Annotated in this window: 16 protein-coding genes and 1 pseudogene; 11 read left to right on the top strand and 6 right to left on the bottom strand. The window is 72.1% G+C overall.

Annotated features, from left to right (window positions below; genetic code table 11):
- Positions 1–714: 714 nt before the first annotated feature.
- A complete protein-coding gene (locus tag ACWD5O_RS05210; protein WP_450084674.1) occupies positions 715–1227 on the top strand; it encodes a membrane lipoprotein lipid attachment site-containing protein in 513 nt (170 codons plus the stop codon).
- A gap of 20 nt (positions 1228–1247) precedes the next feature.
- Positions 1248–1580, top strand: a complete 333-nt coding sequence (locus ACWD5O_RS05215; protein ID WP_387324330.1) for a hypothetical protein — start codon at positions 1248–1250, stop codon at positions 1578–1580.
- An 883-nt stretch (positions 1581–2463) separates the two neighbouring features.
- On the opposite strand, the gene ACWD5O_RS05220 is transcribed toward ACWD5O_RS05215, so the two are convergent.
- Positions 2464–2907, bottom strand: coding sequence for an HIT family protein (locus ACWD5O_RS05220; protein WP_354963495.1), 444 nt, complete (start codon positions 2905–2907; stop codon positions 2464–2466).
- 378 nt (positions 2908–3285) lie between these two features.
- On the opposite strand from ACWD5O_RS05220, the gene ACWD5O_RS05225 reads away from it, so the two are divergent.
- The 4 genes from ACWD5O_RS05225 (at position 3286) to ACWD5O_RS05240 (ending at position 5523) form a co-directional block, all read left to right on the top strand.
- Positions 3286–3684: an AraC family transcriptional regulator gene (locus ACWD5O_RS05225; protein ID WP_354963496.1), complete on the top strand. Its 399-nt coding sequence runs from the start codon at positions 3286–3288 to the stop codon at positions 3682–3684.
- A 35-nt stretch (positions 3685–3719) separates the two neighbouring features.
- Positions 3720–4139, top strand: a complete 420-nt coding sequence (locus tag ACWD5O_RS05230; protein ID WP_354963497.1) for a VOC family protein — start codon at positions 3720–3722, stop codon at positions 4137–4139.
- 11 nt (positions 4140–4150) lie between these two features.
- A complete protein-coding gene (locus ACWD5O_RS05235; protein WP_387324335.1) occupies positions 4151–4816 on the top strand; it encodes a DUF998 domain-containing protein in 666 nt (221 codons plus the stop codon).
- 68 nt (positions 4817–4884) lie between these two features.
- Positions 4885–5523 (top strand): histidine phosphatase family protein, encoded by a 639-nt coding sequence (locus tag ACWD5O_RS05240; protein ID WP_450084675.1) that lies wholly within the window; start codon positions 4885–4887, stop codon positions 5521–5523.
- Between the two features lie 23 nt (positions 5524–5546).
- Here ACWD5O_RS05240 and ACWD5O_RS05245 read toward each other — a convergent pair whose 3' ends face one another.
- Positions 5547–6107 (bottom strand): protealysin inhibitor emfourin, encoded by a 561-nt coding sequence (locus ACWD5O_RS05245; protein ID WP_354963500.1) that lies wholly within the window; start codon positions 6105–6107, stop codon positions 5547–5549.
- Between the two features lie 168 nt (positions 6108–6275).
- On the opposite strand from ACWD5O_RS05245, the gene ACWD5O_RS05250 reads away from it, so the two are divergent.
- From ACWD5O_RS05250 to ACWD5O_RS05260, 3 genes and pseudogenes are all read left to right on the top strand, one after another.
- Positions 6276–8669, top strand: coding sequence for a M4 family metallopeptidase (locus ACWD5O_RS05250; RefSeq protein ID WP_450084676.1), 2394 nt, complete (start codon positions 6276–6278; stop codon positions 8667–8669).
- Positions 8670–8798: 129 nt separating this feature from the next.
- Entirely contained in the window at positions 8799–9572 is a 774-nt protein-coding gene (locus ACWD5O_RS05255; protein ID WP_387324633.1) for an enoyl-CoA hydratase/isomerase family protein, read from the top strand.
- Positions 9573–9704: 132 nt separating this feature from the next.
- Positions 9705–10463: pseudogene (locus ACWD5O_RS05260) on the top strand (serine/threonine-protein kinase); the annotation flags it as partial.
- 893 nt (positions 10464–11356) lie between these two features.
- Here ACWD5O_RS05260 and ACWD5O_RS05265 read toward each other — a convergent pair.
- Together ACWD5O_RS05265 and ACWD5O_RS05270 are read right to left on the bottom strand one after the other, a co-directional pair.
- Positions 11357–12883: an FAD-dependent oxidoreductase gene (locus tag ACWD5O_RS05265; protein ID WP_387324341.1), complete on the bottom strand. Its 1527-nt coding sequence runs from the start codon at positions 12881–12883 to the stop codon at positions 11357–11359.
- A gap of 30 nt (positions 12884–12913) precedes the next feature.
- The gene (locus tag ACWD5O_RS05270; protein WP_354963504.1) at positions 12914–13396 is read right to left on the bottom strand and encodes an MSMEG_6728 family protein; all 483 of its coding nucleotides are present in this window, start codon (positions 13394–13396) and stop codon (positions 12914–12916) included.
- A gap of 93 nt (positions 13397–13489) precedes the next feature.
- On the opposite strand from ACWD5O_RS05270, the gene ACWD5O_RS05275 reads away from it, so the two are divergent.
- The gene (locus tag ACWD5O_RS05275; RefSeq protein ID WP_387324343.1) at positions 13490–15508 is read left to right on the top strand and encodes a potassium channel family protein; all 2019 of its coding nucleotides are present in this window, start codon (positions 13490–13492) and stop codon (positions 15506–15508) included.
- On the opposite strand, the gene ACWD5O_RS05280 is transcribed toward ACWD5O_RS05275, so the two are convergent.
- Positions 15389–16627, bottom strand: coding sequence for an APC family permease (locus tag ACWD5O_RS05280; protein ID WP_387324346.1), 1239 nt, complete (start codon positions 16625–16627; stop codon positions 15389–15391). The genes ACWD5O_RS05275 and ACWD5O_RS05280 overlap by 120 nt on opposite strands.
- A 9-nt stretch (positions 16628–16636) precedes the next feature.
- The gene (locus ACWD5O_RS05285) at positions 16637–17353 is read right to left on the bottom strand and encodes a phosphatase PAP2 family protein (RefSeq protein WP_387324635.1); all 717 of its coding nucleotides are present in this window, start codon (positions 17351–17353) and stop codon (positions 16637–16639) included.
- 120 nt (positions 17354–17473) lie between these two features.
- On the opposite strand from ACWD5O_RS05285, the gene ACWD5O_RS05290 reads away from it, so the two are divergent.
- On the top strand, positions 17474–18697 hold the full coding sequence (locus tag ACWD5O_RS05290) for a DUF4032 domain-containing protein (RefSeq protein WP_387324349.1): 1224 nt from the start codon (positions 17474–17476) through the stop codon (positions 18695–18697).
- Positions 18698–18786 lie beyond the last annotated feature (89 nt).

Consider the following 18786-nt stretch of genomic DNA (forward strand, 5'->3'; position numbering starts at 1 on the left):
CCGCGCTACTCGGCCCAACGCCTAGTGGATGGAGCTGAGATGCGTCGCGGATCCCAGGCTCCGCAGAGCGTCACGCAGGTCCCGAGACCGATCTGTCACGCAGGTCCCGAGACAGGACAGCCGGCTGCCGGCGAAGTGGTTCAAAGTTTCTGTGCGTCTTCAAGGCGGCCCTGAACGGGCCGCACGCGCCGTCGCCAGGGCGCGCGGCCTGCACTCCGCTGCCGCTCCGCTCCGGCCACGCAACACGCCCAGCGGCTGGCGCGGAAGCGGGAAAGCCCGGAGGGCCGCCGCAGAACGACAGGGCGTTGGGGGCGAGAGTTGGTGGGCCGGCAGCCGGCCGGGGCGCGGCGGCCGTCGTGCCGGCGCGCCGTTGGACGGGTCACCGCCGGCCGTGGTGGGGATGCGGCGCGGAGGATGCGGGGCCGCCCCTCCGGCCTCAAGGGCGCTTCGCATCGCTGCGCGACGGCCCTGCGGGCCGCCCTTGACCCCGCAGCCTCTGCGACCCCTCGGGCCGGCGTTGCCAAGGTGGGGCCTGCCCGTGATGCTCGCGCCGCATCCCCACCACGGCCTCGTCGCGCGTCGACCCATCGCGGCGTTCCAACGAGCCGTCAAGGTGACCTTCACGCAGGTCCAGAGGCAATCAGCAAGCGCCGTTGCCCAACGACGGCGCACGTGATTTGTGCCTGATGATCGATCGCGCTCACGATGACAGGCATGCGCAAGCTTGTACTCGCGATCCTTCTGCTCGCGATGCTCACCGGCTGCTTCGGGGAGTCATGCCGCACCTACGCGCCCGCGGCGTCGATGACGCCGGCCGACGTCGTTGGATCTTGGCAGCATGAAGCGAGTGGTGCACTCCTGCACTTCGCGGCCGACGGCAGTTTCGAGGCGTCAGACATCGCTGAGAGGCTCTATTCGGGTGACCTGGAGAAGTATCGACCGTCACCCTTCGACCAGTCGCGAGACCGCCTGGATGGCTCCGGTACCTGGCAGCTTGAGCGCGACAAGAGCGGGGCGATGTCCGTCATCAATCTACGGATCACCGCACTCTCCGTCGGTCCTCGGACTGTCCCGGAGAGCCGCATTACATCCCTCTATGCCCAACTGAGCGAGTCCACCGTTGTCCTGGGAGGCATTGGCCGGACACACGCGAAGTGCTCGAATGACTGCAAGCCAGCACCCGAGTCGACCGCTCCCGGCGAAGGCCGTCGTAGCCCCACCCGGTAGGGGACAGTGACACCGGTTGGGTGACCAAGTGGGTGACGACGGGTACGACCGAGGCCGGACGCCCATGGACGTTGACGGACCGTTGGGGCAGCTCAGCCTTGCGGCTTGCGCAGCTCCTCGCCGCCCGGTCGTTCTTTCGCACCGAAGAGGTCGTGGTCAGGGACAATGCCTCGGTGCGCCACCGTGGCAGCAGCCTTGCCTTCTGGTCTCTGGTGCTAGCGGAGACCTTCGGTGAGGATGCCACCGAGGACCGCCTTGTCAGCGATACCGACCACAAGCGGGCCATCTCGAACCTCTGCCGGCTCCTCCGCGAGTTTCTCGGGCAGCAAGCGTCGACCGTCGACCAGCGCTAAGCGGCGGTGGCCCTGATGCTGTCGACAGCAACGATGACAGCAACAGGGCCAGACGGGTGGGGGCGAGGCCGGAAAGCTGCGGACCAACGCCCGACGTCAAAGACGTGCACGGATCGCGCCGGACGAAGCGCAGAGTTCTTGTAAGCGAGATGTCGCCGGTTCGATCCCGGCCGGGGGCTCCAATATTCCATCGGCTTCTCACGGCGAGCGTCGCCGTGAGCCGGCCGCGACCTTTACGTCGCCTGGTCGAAGTGAGCCCGACACCCAGTGAAGGTCGGGATGGACGTCAGCTGTCGGCCGGGGGCTTGCTAGTAGGGGTCAGAGGGATCGGCGCAGCCGCGCCGGCCGTGGGGTGGAGTGCGCGCAACTCGCCGAGATGTCGGGCAAGCGGGCAGGTTGAACCGCCATCACGCGAACAAAGCTATCGAGCAACCGATGGCGACGAGGGCTCCGTAAAATGGAGCAACTGACCATGAGAGCCACACAGTGGCGTTGGGAAACCAGCGTCTGAGGCGCAATCGGATTCGTTGTCCGCGGGTAGCCGCGGCAGGAACCGGATCGTCGGCGTCAGAAGGGTCGAGTGAGAATAGGGGGACGTTTCGCGTCCCACGCGCTACCGCGTCATAGAGTCGCCGGTATGCCTTCTCCTGCCGCAGGTAATTCGCGTCGAGGAAACCGAACAGGAGTGCGGCTGCGATTCCTAGCGCGGCAACGAGGTCTGCGTTCCGGGTCAATGCGTACCCGTACGTTGCGGTCACCACCGGGAGCAGCCAACCCTTGGCCGTCGAAGATGCTGAGGACATACGCGTCACGACCGCCTGGATGTAGTCCAGGTGCTTCCGCCGATCGTCGGGATCGACGGCTATCACGTCAACCGGTTGCATCACTCCCCACCAACCTTCCGGCACTCGTCTCGGAGTCGCTCCCAGACGTCATCCTTCTGCGTCTCCGAGTAACTGGTTTCTGAGGGCCAAATGCGTCCCATTTGGTCGCCGGACCAGCGGGGGACCACATGGATGTGCAAGTGGGGCACGGTCTGGGTGGCAACCGCGCCGTTCGACTGGATTATGTTCAATCCTTCCGGCTCGGTCGCGCACTTCACCGCATGCGAGAGCTTCAACGTGATGCGCGCCAGGTGGGCGGCGGCTTCTTCGTCCAGTGACCAGATGTCGGGGATGTGATCACGCGGCACCACGAGGGTGTGGCCCAAAGTCGCCGGCTCCAGTGGAAAGAAGGCAACCACGCGCTCGTCGCGATAGACCTCTCGGGTGTCCGGGGTCTCGCGCAGAACGATTTCGCAGAATGGACAGTCGGCCTTGACGTTCATCGTGAACGGATCCCGCCTTGCCCTGACCGCCACTCAAAGTGGGCTGACCTGGCCAAACTACTCCCTCTCCGGATGGGCGTGACTCGCTCGCGTCCCTGGGTGTCGCCCCCTCATGCCCTGCTTTCTTGAGAGTTCGCAAATGCTCGTCCCCGCATCAGGGTAGGGCAGCCGGCGGCTGATACGTATCGCCCAGAACCGACACTCTGCAAGTGCGGCCGAGGAGTGCGGCGTAAAGCATGTCAAAGTATCGCATTATGTCGCTTTGCCCGACCGCGCGCGAGCGGTAACCGTCGGCACCCGCCGTATGCTGGGCGGCAGCACGAGCGTGGGCGGCCGACCCGCGACGATGTCGTCCAGCCAAGGGGTGCACGCGAGCCGATGAGTCGCGCGGTGGAGGAGTCGAACCGGGCGATGCTGCGTGCCCGGGACGCGATGGACCGGGCGTACGCCCAGCCGCTGGACATCCCCGCGCTGGCCCGGATCGCGCACGTCTCCGAGGCGCACTTCATCCGGACCTTCCGGGCCACCTTCGGTGAGACCCCGCACCGCTACCTGCAACGTCGGCGGGTCGAGCGGGCGATGGCGCTGCTGGTGGAGACCGATCGCGACGTGACCGACATCTGTTACGCCGTCGGCTTCGGCAGCCTGGGCACGTTCAGCCGGACGTTCCGGCAGATCGTCGGGGCGTCGCCCTCGGAGTTCCGCCGCCGCTCGGCGCCGGTGAACGTGCCGTCCTGCTTCGCCAAGGCTTGGACCCGACCCAGCAGTTTTGGATAAGCACCAGGTCAGGCACTGCGTCTAGCGTGGTTCCCATGACGATGAACGCGATCAGCCGCTCCCAGATCTACGTCCTCGACCAGGACGAGGCGCTCGACTTCTACGTGAACAAGCTTGGCATGGAGCTCAACACCGACCAGGACCTCGGCTTCATGCGCTGGCTGACGGTCAACCTGCCCGGCGACCCGGAGCGCGAGGTTCTGCTGGAGAAGCCGGGCCCGCCGGCGATGGACCCGGCCACCGCCGCGCAGGTCCGGGAGCTGCTCACCAAGGGTGCGCTGGGTGGCTCGCTCTTCATGACCACGGACGACGCCCACAAGACGTACGAGGAACTGGTGGCCAAGGGGGTCGAGATCACCGACGAGCCGACCGAGCGCCCGTACGGGATCGACTTCGGCGTCCGGGATCCGTTCGGCAACCGGATCCGCATCGGCCAGATGTTCCCCCGGGCCTGAGGGGCAGACCGATGAGCCAGGCGGTTCCGCTCTCCGGGGTCCGACCGGCCACCGCCGGCCGGGACCGTGCGTTGCTGGTCGGTGGTGTCGTCGCCGGCCCGATCTTCGCCGGCTCGGCGCTGCTCCAGGCGCTCGCCCGGGACGGCTTCGATTTCCGGCGGCACCCGGTCAGCGTATTGAGCACCGGTGAGCTGGGCTGGGTCCAGATCGCCACGTTCCTGGCCACCGGGGTGCTGTGCGTGGCGGCCGCCGGGGCGCTCCGGCGCTCCACCGGCGCCGGTTCGGTGTGGCCGTCCCGGCTGCTCGCCCTGTACGGGCTGGGTCTGGTGGGCGCGGGGATCTTCAGTGCCGACCCGGCCGACGGGTTTCCCGCCGGCACGCCCCGGGGCGCCGGCCAGATCAGCTGGCACGGCGGCCTGCACTTCCTGGTGGCGGCGGTCTCCTTCGTGTCGCTGATCGCGGCGACGGTGGTGGTCGGCCGGCGGGCGGCGCGGCACGGGGCGCGGGGCAGGGCGGGTTACAGCCTGGCGACCGGCGCGTTCTTCGCGGTGTCCTGGGTGACGCTGATCGTCCGGCCGGCTCCGGCCGTGATGGTGGCCTTCGGCCTGGCGGTGACGGCCGGCTGGCTCTGGGTGTCGGTCACGTTCGCGCGGGCGGCCTCCGGCCGGGTGGACTGAAACGTTTGGCGGCATACCGGGAGGCGCGGGGTAGATCCCGCGCCTCCCGGTGTGCTGAGGTGTGGGACATGATCACCCGGCTGCTGTACATCGCCCGGCACGCGGAGCAGGAGGACGCGGCGACCGAGTCGCCGGAGGCCGGCCTGTCGGAGCGCGGCCGGCGGCAGGCCAGGCTGCTCGGCGAGCGGCTGCGGGGCCGGTCGTTCGCTGCCGTGCACCACGGGCCGCTGCGTCGGGCCGCGGAGACCGCCGAGCTGGTCGCCGCGTCGCTGCCCGGGGTTCCGGTGTACGCGAGCGAGCTGGCCGGCGACCACCTCCCGCACGACACGGACGCCGCCGACCTGCCGCCCGCGTACGACAGGTTCCTGGGCCAGTTCTCGGCGGCCGAGCGGGTCGACGGGCCGCGGGTGACGGCGGCGGCGGTACGGCGGTGGACCGGCCCGGTCGCCGGTGACGCCGAGGGCGCGGGCGGCGCCGAGCCGGTCCGTGAGCTGGTCGTGACGCACAGCTTTCTGATCGCCTGGCTGGTCCGGCACGCCCTGGACGCACCGGGGCGGCGGTGGGTGGGCTTGAACCACCACAACGCGGGGCTGACCGTCATCCGGTACGGGACGGCCGCACCGCCGAACCTGGTCGCCTTCAACGATGTGGCGCACCTGCCGGCGGAGCTGCGCGGCACGGGTCTGCCGCCGGACTACCTGGTCTGAGTCGCCGGAGCCCGGTCGGGCGATCAGCTGGTGGCCCGCAGGAGCAGCTCGACCAGCGCCCGGGTGGCCGGGGGCGGGGTGGGATCGGCGGGGCAGTCGACGTAGCCGGTCTCGACGGCGCCGACGGTCAGCCGGTAGGTGAACGCGTCCGCACAGCCGGTGGGTGTGGTCGGGCGGCGGGCCTCGGCGGCCAGCCGGGGGTCGGCGGCGAGCCCGCGCAGCCGGCCGAGGTCGGCGGGGTCGAGCCGGCCGGTACGCCGTCCGCCGGCCCGGTCCACCAGTGTCCATCTGCCGTCGGATTCCACTGTCACGGCGTCGCCGCGCCCGGCGAAGCCGCCGGAGCGGAACAGCATCACGCGGGTGGCCGCGCTGCCGGTGGCCTCGGGGCCGGTCGGTACGGGGACGCCCGGAGTGGTGGGGACGGCGGTCGGCGGCGGGGTGCCGGTGGCCGGGCCGGTCGGTCCCGGGCCGACGGTGGCGGTGGCCTGGTCCGGTGCGGTGCCGGCTCGGTCAGCGCTGGTGCATCCGGCCAGGAGGGCGACCAGTAGCGCGGCGGTGACGCCGGTCGTCGAGGCGGGTCTCATGCCGCTCGGACGTACGGCTGCGGCCGACGGTTCCCTCGTCGCCACCCTCATCCGAACGGTCACTGTCGATGTCTGGGAGCGGTCCAGGCCTTCTCTTTTCCTCAACACATCGTTATATCTACATGTGTGACTACCCCCGTCACAATCTTTCTCCTTTCAGGAGGGCACGTGAAACGACCCCTCGCCGCCGTCGGCGCAGCGCTGCTCACCAGCGGCCTGCTGACCTGCGTCGCCACCGCGGCGCATGCGGCTCCGCCCACCGCCCCCGCTCCGGACGCCTCCACCCCGGCCCCGGCAGCGACCGTCCTTCGGACGAACCCCGGTGCAGTCCAGGGTTCGAGCGCCGAGTCCTACCAGGTGCACAGCACCAAGGTCGACGCCACCGGTGCCACGCACACCCGCTACACCCGGAGCTATCAGGGGCTGCGCGTCTACGGTGGTGACTTCGTCATCCACGCCGCGCCGAACGGCAGCTACGCCGGCAGCTCGGTCGGCCTGGCCGCGCCGCTGACCATCGGCACCACGGCCAAGGTCACCGCTGCGGCGGCGAAGAAGGCGGCCCGTGCCGGGTTCACCGGCAAGGCCGAAGCCGTCGGCATTCCGGAGCTGTTCGTCGACGCCAGCTCCGGTCGGGGCAGGCTGGCCTGGGAGACGGTGGTGAGCGGCTGGCAGCCCGACGGGCAGACCCCGTCGCGGCTGCACGTGATCACCGACGCCACCACCGGCGGGGCCATCGGGTCGTACGACGAGATCGAGGCGGTGGCCGGCACCGGCAACAGCCTCTACTCGGGCACGGTCACCATCGACACGACGCTCTCCGGCAGCACGTACCAGATGATCGACCCGTCGCACGGCAACGGCTCGACCTGCGACATGAACAACGGCACGTCGAGCTGCACCACCTTCACCGACGCGGACAACACCTGGGGCACCGGGGCCAACTCCAACCGGCAGTCCGCCGGTGTGGACGCCCACTTCGGCGCCGCCAAGACGTTCGACTACTACAAGAACGTGCACGCCCGTAACGGCATCTTCGGCAACGGCACCGGCGTGCCGAGCCGGGTGCACTACGGCAACAACTACGTCAACGCCTTCTGGGACGGCTCCCGGATGACCTACGGCGACGGCTCGGGCAACTCCCGCCCGCTGGTCTCGCTCGACGTGGCCGCCCACGAGATGAGCCACGGCGTGACCGAGAACGTGGTCCCCGGCGACCTGACCTACTCCGGTGAGTCCGGAGGCCTCAACGAGGCCACCAGCGACATCTTCGGCAACATGGTCGAGTTCTACGCCAACACGTCCGCCGACCCCGGCGACTACCAGGTCGGCGAAAAGATCAACATCAACGGCAACGGCACGCCGCTGCGCTACATGTACAACCCGTCGCTGGACGGCTCGTCCGACAGCTGCTGGTCCACCAGCACCAAGAACAAGGACGTGCACTACTCCTCCGGGGTCGCCAACCACTTCTACTTCAACCTCGCCGAGGGCACCGGCGCCACCGCGTACGGCACCTCGCCGGTGTGCGGCTCCGCCCCCGCGATGACCGGCATCGGCCGGGCCAAGGCGGAGAAGATCTGGTTCCGGGCGTTGGACGTCTACTTCACCTCCAACACGGCGTACGTCAGCACCAGCAACCCGGCGAACACCGCCCGGGCATACAGCCTGCGGGCGGCCACCGACCTGTACGGCAGCTGCTCCGCCGAGTACAAGGCCGTGCAGGCCGCCTGGACCGCGGTGAACGTGGCCGGCAACGACGCGCCCTGCTCGACCGGCAACGACTTCTCCGTGTCGCTCTCGCCGACCGCCGGCTCGGTGAACCCGGGCGGCTCGGCCTCCACCACGGTCGCCACCGCGACCACCAGCGGCTCGGCGCAGACCGTGACGTTCTCCGCGTCCGGCCTGCCGAGCGGGGCGAGCGCCGCGTTCAGCCCCTCCTCGGTGACCTCGGGCGGCTCGTCCACCCTCACCATCAGCACCTCGGCGGGCGCCCCGCCCGGCACCTACTCGGTCACCGTGAACGGCGCGGGCTCGGTCACCCGGAGCGCGACGTACACGCTGACCGTGAACGGCACCGGCGGCGGCTGCACCGCGCCGGGCCAGAAGCTGGCCAACCCCGGCTTCGAGTCCGGCGGGACCGGCTGGACGGCCACCTCCGGCGTGATCACCACCTCCAGCGGCCAGCCCGCCCGCACCGGCTCGTACAAGGCGTGGCTGGACGGGTACGGCAGCAGCCACACCGACACGCTCGCCCAGTCGGTGAGCCTGCCGTCCGGCTGCTCGTCTTACACGCTCAGCTTCTGGCTGCACATCGACTCGGCCGAGACCACCAGCAGCGTCGCGTACGACACGCTGCGCGTGCAGGTGCTGAACTCCGGTGGAACCGTGCTGGCCACGCTGGCGACCTACTCCAACCTGAACAAGGCCGCCGGCTACACCCAGCGCTCCTTCTCGCTGGCCTCGTACGCCGGTCAGACCGTCAGCCTGAAGTTCACCGGCACCGAGGACTCCTCGCTGCAGACGTCCTTCGTGGTCGACGACACCGCGGTCACCGTCTCCTGACCTGACCGACGCGAGGGCCCGGCGGCCACCCCTCAACGGTGGTCGCCGGGTCCGCGCCGTTATGGTCGCCGCACGGCGCACGTCGCCGGAGCGCTGTATCGGCGGCGTCGGACGGTGGCGCGGGAAGGGGTGGACGTGTCGGACGCGGAGTTGACCGTCGAGGTGACCGGACCGGTCGCGACCGTGGTGATCCACAACCCGGCCCGCCGCAACGCGATGACCGCGGCCATGTGGCGACAGCTCCCCGAACTGCTGGACCGGCTGGAACCGGACCCCGGCGTACGGGCGCTGGTGCTCACCGGCGCGGGCGACGCCTTCTGCGCCGGCGCCGACCTCGGTGACCTCGCCGAGCTGCTGGACGCCGGTGACGCCAGCATCGCGGTAGCCGCCGAGGAGCGGCTGGCCCGCTTCGCGAAGCCCACCGTGGCGGCGATCCGGGGCGCCTGCGTCGGAGGTGGCTGCCAACTCGCGGTCGCCTGCGACCTGCGGATCGCCGCCGACGACGCCCGGTTCGGCGTACCGCCGGCCCGGCTGGGACTGGTCTACCCGGCGCCGACCACCCGCCGGCTGACCCGGCTGGTCGGCCCGTCCGCCGCGAAGCACCTGCTGTTCACCGCCGAGCTGATCGACGCCGAGCGCGCTCTGCGGGTCGGCCTGGCCGACGAGGTGCTGCCGGCTGACCGGCTCGCCGCGCGGGTGGACGACCTCACCGCGGCGATCGCCCAGCGGTCGGCGTTGAGCGTCGCCGCCGCGAAGGAGATCGTGGACGACCGGGCCGGGCCGGCGCGGATCGCCTGGTGGCACCGGAAGGTGGCGACCAGCGGTGAGGCCCGGGAGGGGGTGGCAGCGGTAGCCGAGCGCCGGACGCCCCGCTTCGCCTGGCGTCCGCCGGACGGGGACTGACCCGTCGCAGCCGTGCCGGTCGCCGTAAGGTCCGGCTCCGCCACGAAGCGGTGCAGGCTGGCCGGCTCCCGCCATTCGACGATCTCGATCCCGGCTGGCGCCCCGCCGGGGCGGTACGGCAGGCTGTCCGTCGTGCAGCGTGATCAGTTGCTTGCGGGCCGCTACCGGCTCCTGGAGCGCCTCGGCAGTGGCGGCATGTCCGCGGTGCACCGGGCGTACGACGAGGTGCTCGAACGGGACGTGGCGGTGAAGGTGCTCGTCGCCTCGGACGCCAACGCCCGGCAGCGGATCCGGGCCGAGGCCAAGGCGGCCGCCAGGCTGTCGCACCCGCACGTCACCAGCGTCTACGACTACGGCGAGTCGAGGCTCGACGGCGCCCACGTCCCGTTCGTGGTGATGGAGCTGCTCGGCGGCCACACCCTCGAACAGCGGTTGGACGCCGGGCCGCTGCCACCCCGCGCCGGCCTGCGGGTCTGCGCGGAGGTGGCGACCGCGCTCGCTGCCGCGCACGCCCAGGAACTGGTGCACCGCGACATCAAGCCGGGCAACGTGATGCTCACCCCCACCGGCGCGAAGGTGCTCGACTTCGGTATCGCGGCGGCCGTCGGCGATCCGGAATTCGACTTCGAGGGGCGGCTGCTGGGCACGCCGGCCTACCTCGCCCCGGAACGGTTGGAGGGCGGCGAGGTTCTGCCGGCCTGCGACGTGTACGCCCTCGGCCTGCTCGTGCACCGCGTGCTGACCGGCCGGCCGCCCGGTACGTGGGCCGGGACGCTCCGCGTGCCGGCGCATGTCGAGCCCGACCCGCTGCCCGAGATCGTCGGAGTGCCGGCCGAGATCCGCCGGCTGTACCGCTGGTGTCTGGCCCGTGATCCCGCCGACCGGCCGCCGGCCACCGAGGCGGCCCGCATCCTGCTCGCCGCCGGCGAGCGGACCGCCGTCCGGCGCGGACCGGCCGCCGCCCCGGAGGCGAGCGGCGAACCGACCGCCATCGGGGGGACGGCCGTTGCCGTCGCGGGCCGGCCGAAATCGGACGCGCGACCTCCCGAGGTGGCGGACACCTCGTTCAGCAGGCCGGCCGAGCCGGCTGGCAGTGCGGCAGCCGGGACGACCGGTGCCGCGCGGCACCGGTCCTGGCGGTGGGGGCGGGCAGTGCTGGCGGTCGGCGTTGCGGTGGTCGCCGCGGTGGCGATGGGCGGGTCACTCGGCGACCCTGGCACGCGGCGACAGGGGGCGGACGCGCCGCGGACCGGCATCGGGCCGGGCGGCGCCACCACCGTGGCGATGCCGAGGACCGCCGAGTCATCCGACCCGGCCGATCCCCGCCCACCCGCAGCCCCACCCGCCGCCCCGCCGGCCAGCGCCGCCGCGCCCAGCGCCCGGACCAGCCCTCCGACCGATCCGGGCGGCACGCGTATCCCGAGCCCAACCGCCCCGCCCGCCGGCCCGACTCCGACCACCGCCGCACCCACGCCCGCTCCCCGACCTGGGGTGCCGGTGGACTCCCGGGGCGGGACGGTCACCGTCCGCTGCCTCGGGGCGTCGGCCGAGGTGCTCGCGGTGGCGCCCGCGCCCGGCTACCGGGCGGAGGCGTACGACCCGGGTCCGGCGAAGCGGGTCGAGGTCGAGCTGACCTCCGACGAGCACCGCAGTGAGGTCCGTGTGCACTGCGCCAACGGCCGCCCGAAGCCGAAGGTCAAGGAGCGTGCGGCTGACCGGGGGCGTGCGGGTGCCACGTCAAAGGCGTACCCCCGACGCGGCCCCCCGGCCCCGACGGCCGCTGATCACCGCCCGGCCAACAGGCCCCGGGGTCGTACCGACCACACCGGCTCGGTCGCGCCGCCCTCCGCCCGCAGGATGTGGTTCGCGGCGATGATCCCGGTCGCCGCGGAGCGTTCCATCAGCGCGCTCGGGAAGTCCGTGGCGATCCCGTCTCCGGCCAGGTAGAGGCCGGTCGCGTCGGTGCGTACCCCCGGTCGCCAGGCGTGGCTGCCGGGGGTGAACGCCGGTGCCTGCGCCTCCACCCGGGCGCGCAGCTCGCGGACCCGCAGGCCGGCGGCCTCCGGCCAGAGCGCCACCAGCTCACGGCGCATCCGCTCGGCCAGCTCCTCGGCCGGCACGTCCGGCTCGCAGGCGTACGCGTGCAGCTCGATGACCGAACCGCCGGTCCGCCGCGCCCAGCGCCGCGACTCGTTCTCCAACCGGTGGTAGAGCGTCACCGAGTCCAACGTGGGCTGCCGGGACACCCCGCTGAACACCGCCCGACCGGCGGCCACGTCCCCGTCGCACCAGTACCGGGCCACCGCGTACGGCGGGCCGGGCGTGCCGAACGCGGGCATCCGCGCCACCAGCTCCGGTGCCTGCCCGGCCAGGTCGGGGGAGGCCGTGACCAGCGTGGCCAGCGCCGGCGGGTCGAGGGCGAGCACGACGTGGCGCGCCCGGTGGCTGCCGCCGTCGGCGGTCGTCACCCGCCAACCGTCGGCGTCGCGGTGCACCCCGGTCGCCGCGGACCGGGTGAGCACCCGGCCGCCGTGCTTCTCCACGTGCCGGGTCAGCGGCTGCCAGATCGCGGTGGCGTAGTCCTCGTCCGGGCAGTCGAAGGCCAGCCCCTCCGGGTTGCCGAGCAGGTAGAAGTGGAACTGGGCGACCATCTCGGCGGCGGACATCTCCGCCTCGTGGTTGAAGAACGAGTGTGAGAAGACCTCGAACAGCATCGCCCGGGCGCGGTCCGGCAGCCGCAGCGAGGCCAGCAGTTGATCGGCGGTGGTGGCGTCCAGCTCGGCGTAGGTGCGTACCGGGTCGTAGCTGAGCAGCGGCAGCGCGGCGCCCCGGTCCATCAGCCGCAGGTCGGCCAGGCGCAGGCTGGGGCTGCGCAGCAGCAGCGCGAGCAGGTTCGCCGGCGGTGCGGGCGGCAGCTTGCCGAACTCCTCGGTCGGCCACCGGGCACTCAGGATCGGATAGCCCGGGATCGGCTTCAGAAAGCCCAGGTCGGGGTCGACCCGGCGAAGGATGGACCGCCAGTTGTAGTACTGCCGAAAGAACGCGTGGAAGCCGTGCTCGTTCTGCTGGCTGCCGTCGGCGAGCGCCTCCGGCCAGGCGCCCAGCCGTCCGCCGAGGGTGGGCGCCGCCTCCAGCACCGTCACCTCCACACCGCGCTCGGCCAGCACCGCGGCCGCCGACATGCCGGCGATGCCGCCACCGACCACCACCGCCGCGACCGGTCCCGGCACGCGGTCGGCGCCACCGCCTCCGGGGTCGACCTGATGCTGGCGTACGCCGATGAGCCGACCCACCACTTGCGACAGCGCCATGACCGCCTCCCCGTCCCAGTCTGCCCTTTTCTACGGCAGGCAGCGACGGGTGCGGTCGGAGGCGGGCCAGACGTACTCCAGGTCCTCCGGGACGTCGTCGCCGAAGATCGGGCGATAGTGCGTGGGGTCCTTGCGCAGCAGCGACGAACGGTGGCTCAGGTGCAGGTCGTCGCGACCCAGCCAGGGTGGCAGCTCACCGGCCCGGGCCAGTTCGTCCTGGGTACGCACGACGCCGGCGCCGCAGGCGGCGGTGAGGTCGACGGTCAGCGTGGTGGCGCAGGTGTCGGCCCTGCCCGGCTCGGACCAGACCGCGCACATGTCCAGCCCGTAGCGGGTGAGCGCCTCCTCGTACCCGGCCCACATCTTCACCGCCGGGTGGTTCCGCCAGCCGTACCCGGGTCGGGTCAGCCCGCGCAGCACCTGGATGGCCTCCACCCGCTGCTTGCCCAGCCGCTTCTGGTCCAGCGTGCGGGCGCTGGCCAGGAAGTCCGGGTACGGGAGGAAGGTCTGCATGCCGCTGCTCTACCCGCCGCCTGGGCCGGCATGCCTGGTCGGGATGATCCGGACGGGGTCCCCCACCGTGGCCGTGCTGGCTACGATCCGGGCATGGCGGAGCCGTGGCGGGACCGGGCGCGACGGGCGGTCGAGTGGAACTGGCGGCTGCGAGCCGCCGGCGACCCGCGACCGCACTACGTGATCTGTGGGCGCGACGCGCTGGCCTACTACGTGGCCCGGGCGATGCTCGAATCCGAGTTGCCGGCCGGCGGGGCCCGGGTGACCGTGGTGGTGCCGGAGCGCTACCGCAGCAACGGGCCGGACGTGGCCGGGCTGCGCGGCGTGCGGGTGGTCCGGTCGGAGCGGTTGGACGTGGCCACCTTCGAGGCCGCCGGTCTGGCCGGGGCGACCGGTCTGGCCCTGCTGCACCAGGACGACGTGGGCAACCTGCACGCCGCGCTCTGCGCACAGGCCGTCGACCAGCGGGTCCGTCAGGTGCTGCGGATGTTCAACGGCACCCTCGCTGACGGCGTGCGCAAGCTGCTCAAGGCGCCGGTCGAGGTGCTCTCCGACGCCGAGATGGCCGCGCCGGCGTTCGTGGCCGCCGCGCTGGGCGAGGTCGACCCGAACTCCTTCCAGCACCGGGACAAGACGCTGCGGGTGGCGCGGCGGGCCGACGTCCGACCGCAGGACGTGGTCTGCGCGTTGGCGGACTTCAGCGAGGCGCAGGGGGTGGAGCTGCTGCCGGCCGAGCAGGCCGGCGCCGACCTGGTGCTCGCCGAGGCGACCGGCCAGCCACCGGCCACCGAGGTGGCCGCGCGCCGGCTGGTCCGGGCCCGCCGTCGACGACGGCCGATGGCGGTGCTGCTGCGGGCCGTACGGGGCTTCGCCACCCGCAAGATCGGCATCGCGGTGATGCTGGTGCTCGCGGTGATCGCGGTGCTCGGCGCGTTGATCTCCCGGGCGGAGGACGTCTCCCCGGTGGAGGCGCTGTACCTGACGCTGGTCACCACGCTCAGCGGTGCGGATCCGGACACCGACAAGGCGGCCGACGCGCAGATCATGCAGGTGGTGCTCAACCTCGCGGGGTTGGCGCTGATCCCGTTGATCACCGCGGTGGTGGTGGACGGCATCGTCAACGCGCGGCTGGCCCTGCACACCGGCAAGCTGCAACCGGCCCGGGCCGGGCACGTGGTGGTGATCGGCCTCGGCAACGTCGGCACCCGGGTGATGGCGCAGCTCCGCGAGTACGACGTCGAGGTCGTGGCGATCGACAAGGACCCCGAGCCGCGCGGGGGCACCCTGGCGCGGCAGTTGGAGGTGCCGTTGATCGTGGGGGACGCCGCGCTGCCGGAGACCCTTGCCGCCGCGTCGGTCGCCGACTGCCAGGCGCTGGTGGTGGCGTCCACCGACGACGTGGCCAACCTGGAGGCGGCGTTGGCCGCCCGGGACCTCCGCACCGATCTGCGGGTGGTGCTGCGGCTCTTCGACGGTGACTTCGCCGAGCGGGTGGAGGAGACGTTCGCCCTGGGGGTGTCCCGTTCGGTCTCGTACCTGGCGGCCCCGGCCTTCATCGGGGCTCTCACCGAACGGGCGGTCATCACCACCATCCCGGTCGACCGGCACGCGCTGCCGGTCGCCGAGGTGCCGGTCGCGCCCGGCTCCGAGCTGGACGGTCGGCCGCTCGACGTGGTCAACCGCGACGGGCAGGTCCGACTGATCGCACGGACGCCGGCCGGCGGGGCGAAGACGATCTGGTGGAAGGACCTCGATCCCCGCCAGGTGATCTTCGCGGGTGATCGGCTCACCGTGGTCGCCCGCCGACGTGGGTTGGACTGGCTGACCAGGCAGTGTGCCCCGCCCGCCCGCACCGGTGCGGTTCCCCGGCCGGCCGGGCCGGTTCTCGGCGGAGAGTCGACCCCGCCGGCGGCATCCCGCTCGACGCCCGGGCCGGCGGACTGGGAGGTCGCCGCCGCGGCCCCCGGCGCGGCCCATCCGGTGCCTGACCGGTCAGCGACTCCGCTGCCGCACGAGGTGCCACGCGGCGCCGACGGCGAGCACGCCGAAGCCGGCCAGCACGCTGCCCAGCGGCAGGTTGACCGCGAGCAGCAGGCAGCCGACCAGCCCTAGGCCGGCGAGCACCTGAACCGGTATCCGCCGGCCCGGGTCCCGGCCCAGGGTCAGCGCGGCGGCGTTGGTGATCGCGTAGTAGACCAGCACGGTGCAGCTGGAGAAACCGATCGCGTCCCGCACGTCGCCGAGCAGTACGACCACGATCACCACGGCGGCCACCGCCAGCTCGGCGCGGTGCGGCACCTGGCGCACGGGGTGCACGGCGGCCAGCGCGCCGGGCAGGTCGCGGCGGCGGGCCATCGCCAGCGTGGTCCGGCCGACCCCGGCGACCAGCGACAGCAGCACTCCGGTGACCGCGATCGTGGCCCCGGCGCGGACCACCCAGGTCAGCCCGGGCAGTCCGGCGGCGGTCACCACGTCGACCAGGGGCGCGGCGGAACCGGCCAGCCGGTCGGCGCCGAGTACGCCGAGCGTGACGACGGCCAGCACCAGGTAGATCGCGAGCACCGCGCCGAGCGCCAGCGGCACCGCGCGGGGGATGGTCCGTCGCGGGTCGCGTACCTCCTCGCCGAGGGTGGCGATCCGGGCGTACCCGGCGAAGGCGAAGAACAGCAGCCCGGCGGCGGTGAGCACGCCCCGGCCGGAGCCGCCGGGGTCGCCGAGCCGGCCCAGGGCGACATCACCGCCGGCGACGCCGACGACCGCGACCAGGGTCAGCACCGCGAGCACCACCGCGACCAGCAGCTTCGTGACGGTGGCCGTCTTACCGATGCCGCGCAGGTTCACCGCGGTCACCGCGAGCACCGCGGCGGCCGCGACCAGCCGGGCCTGAGCGGGCCACAGGTACGCGCCGATGGTCAGCGCCATCGCCGCGCAGCTCGCCGTCTTGCCGACCACGAAACCCCAGCCGGCCAGGAACCCGGCGAACGGCCCGAGGCGTTCCCGGCCGTAGACGTAGGTGCCGCCGGACTCCGGGTAGCGGGCCGCCAACCGCGCCGAGCTGGTCGCGTTGCAAAAGGCGATGAAACCGGCGAGCGCCAGCGCGGGCAGCAGCCCGGCGCCGCCGGCCGCCGCCGTGGCCGGGGCGAACACCACGAAGACGCCGGCGCCGAGCATCGACCCGAGCCCGATGACCACCGCATCGGGTACGCCCAGCCTGCGCGCCAGTTGATCCACCGCCGAACCCTAGGGGTACGAGGTGAACGGCCGGTCCCATTCGCGTAGCCGGCCGGGTAGCGGCACGTCGTCCCAGGGCACCCGGTGCAGCAGCCGGTCCAGGAACAGCCCCAGCAGCAGCGCCGCCACTCCGTCGGTGAGCCAGTGGAAGTTCAGGTAGGTGGTGGTGACCAGCAGGATCGCCGGCGGGGCGAATCGGACCAGCCGGTGCACGGTCGGGTGCAGTCGCCCGGCCGTCAGCGCGGTCAGCAGTACGGCGATCACCCCGTACCAGACGATCGCGTTGGCGACGTGCCCAGACGGGTAGGAGAGGCCGTACTCGGTGGGCGGCAGGTCGTTGAAGATCCGGACGGACTGGGCCGGCGGCAGATCCGAGCTGGGCGCGGCCCGGTCGGTCAGGACCTTGAGCGGTCCGACCGTCAGGTACAGGAGCACGAACGCCCCCGCCACCAGCAGCAGCGGCCGGACTGTGCGGGCCCGCCACGCCACTGCCAGGGCGAGCGCCCCGGAGAGCGGCATCAGCAACCAGCCACCCTGCCCGAGGAAGTTGAACACCCGAGCCGTCCAGTAGATCGGCGCGGGGTGGTGGGCGTAGGCCCATTCGCGGACCGCGAGGTCCCACCCGAGCAACGCCCCTGCGGCGAGGGCCAGGGTCAACGCGCCGAACCCGACCAGCAGCAGCGCGTCGAACCACCAGCCGGCCGGGCGAACCGGCCGCAGCCGCAGGTCACGTCGTACCGCCATGGGTTTGAGCACGGGACCACGCTACCGGCCTCGGGCGAGGCCGGGGTGTGCGGCGCTGTGGGCCCAGCCACGATGGGAGGCGGATGCGGGGGGCGAGGCGGCATGCTTGTGCCCGTGCGGATCACCTCTGCCCTCGTGGACCCGGCGCTGCTCGACCTTCCGTGGTCGACACCGCTGGAGGAGTGGCCTGCCCAGCACCTGGTCGCCCTGCCGAAGGGCATTTCCCGGCACATCGTCCGGTTCGTCCGTCTCGGTGACTACGTGTACGCGTTCAAGGAGACTCGCGAGCGGATCGCCGAGCGGGAGTACGACCTGCTCCGGGCGCTGGAGCGGATCGACTTCCCATCGGTCGAGGCGGTGGCGGTCGTCGCCGATCGGCAGACCGAGGACGGGGAGCCCCTCGAATCGGTGCTGATCACCCGGCACCTGCAGTTCTCCCTGCCCTACCGGGCGCTCTTCTCGCACACGCTGCGACCGGAGACGATGAGCCGTCTGCTCGACGCGCTCGCCGCCTTGATCGTGCGGATGCACCTCACCGGCTTCTTCTGGGGCGACTGCTCGCTGTCCAACACGCTGTTCCGGCGGGACGCGGGCGCGTTCGCCGCGTACCTGGTGGACGCGGAGACGGGTGCGCTGCACACCTCGCTCTCCAACGGCCAGCGCGGTGAGGACCTGGAAATCGCCCGGGTGAACATCTTCGGCGAGGCGCTCGACCTCCAGGCTGCTGGCCTGCTGCACGAGTCCATCGACCCGGAGGTGGTCTGCGAGGAGGTCGTGCAGCGGTACGAGCGGCTCTGGCACGAGATCACCTACGAGCAGGCGGTCGAGCGGGAGGCCCGACACGACATCGAGGGTCGGATCCGCCGCCTCAACGAGCTGGGCTTCGACGTGGCCGAGGTGGCCATGTCGACCATCGACGACGGACGCTACCTGGTCCGGCCGAAGGTGGTCGACGCCGGCTACCACACCCGGCGGCTGCTGCGGCTGACCGGCCTGGACGCCGAGGAGAACCAGGCCCGCAAGCTGCTCAACGACCTGGACGCCTACCGGGCGGAGAGCGACCTCGCCGACGAGCAGCAGGCGGCGCACCGGTGGGTGACCGAGGTCTTCGAGCCGGTGGTCCGGGCCGTGCCCGCGCACCTGCGTCGCAAGCTGGAGCCGCAGGAGTTGTTCGCGCAGATCATCGAGCACAAGTGGCTGCTCTCCGAGCGGGCCGGCCGGGACGTCGGGATGCGCCACGCCGTCCAGTCGTACCTTGTCGACGTGCTGGTGCACCGCCCCGACGAGCAGGCCGTGCTCGGCGTCGAGGTCCCCACCATCGTCTGACCGCGGTGATCGTCGCACCGGCGACGACGCCGCGATGGCCGCCCTTAAGTGGCGGTCGCTGACGACCTCGCCCCGGATCGCCCCCGACC

The sequence above is a fragment of the Micromonospora sp. NPDC005161 genome (assembly GCF_053599855.1).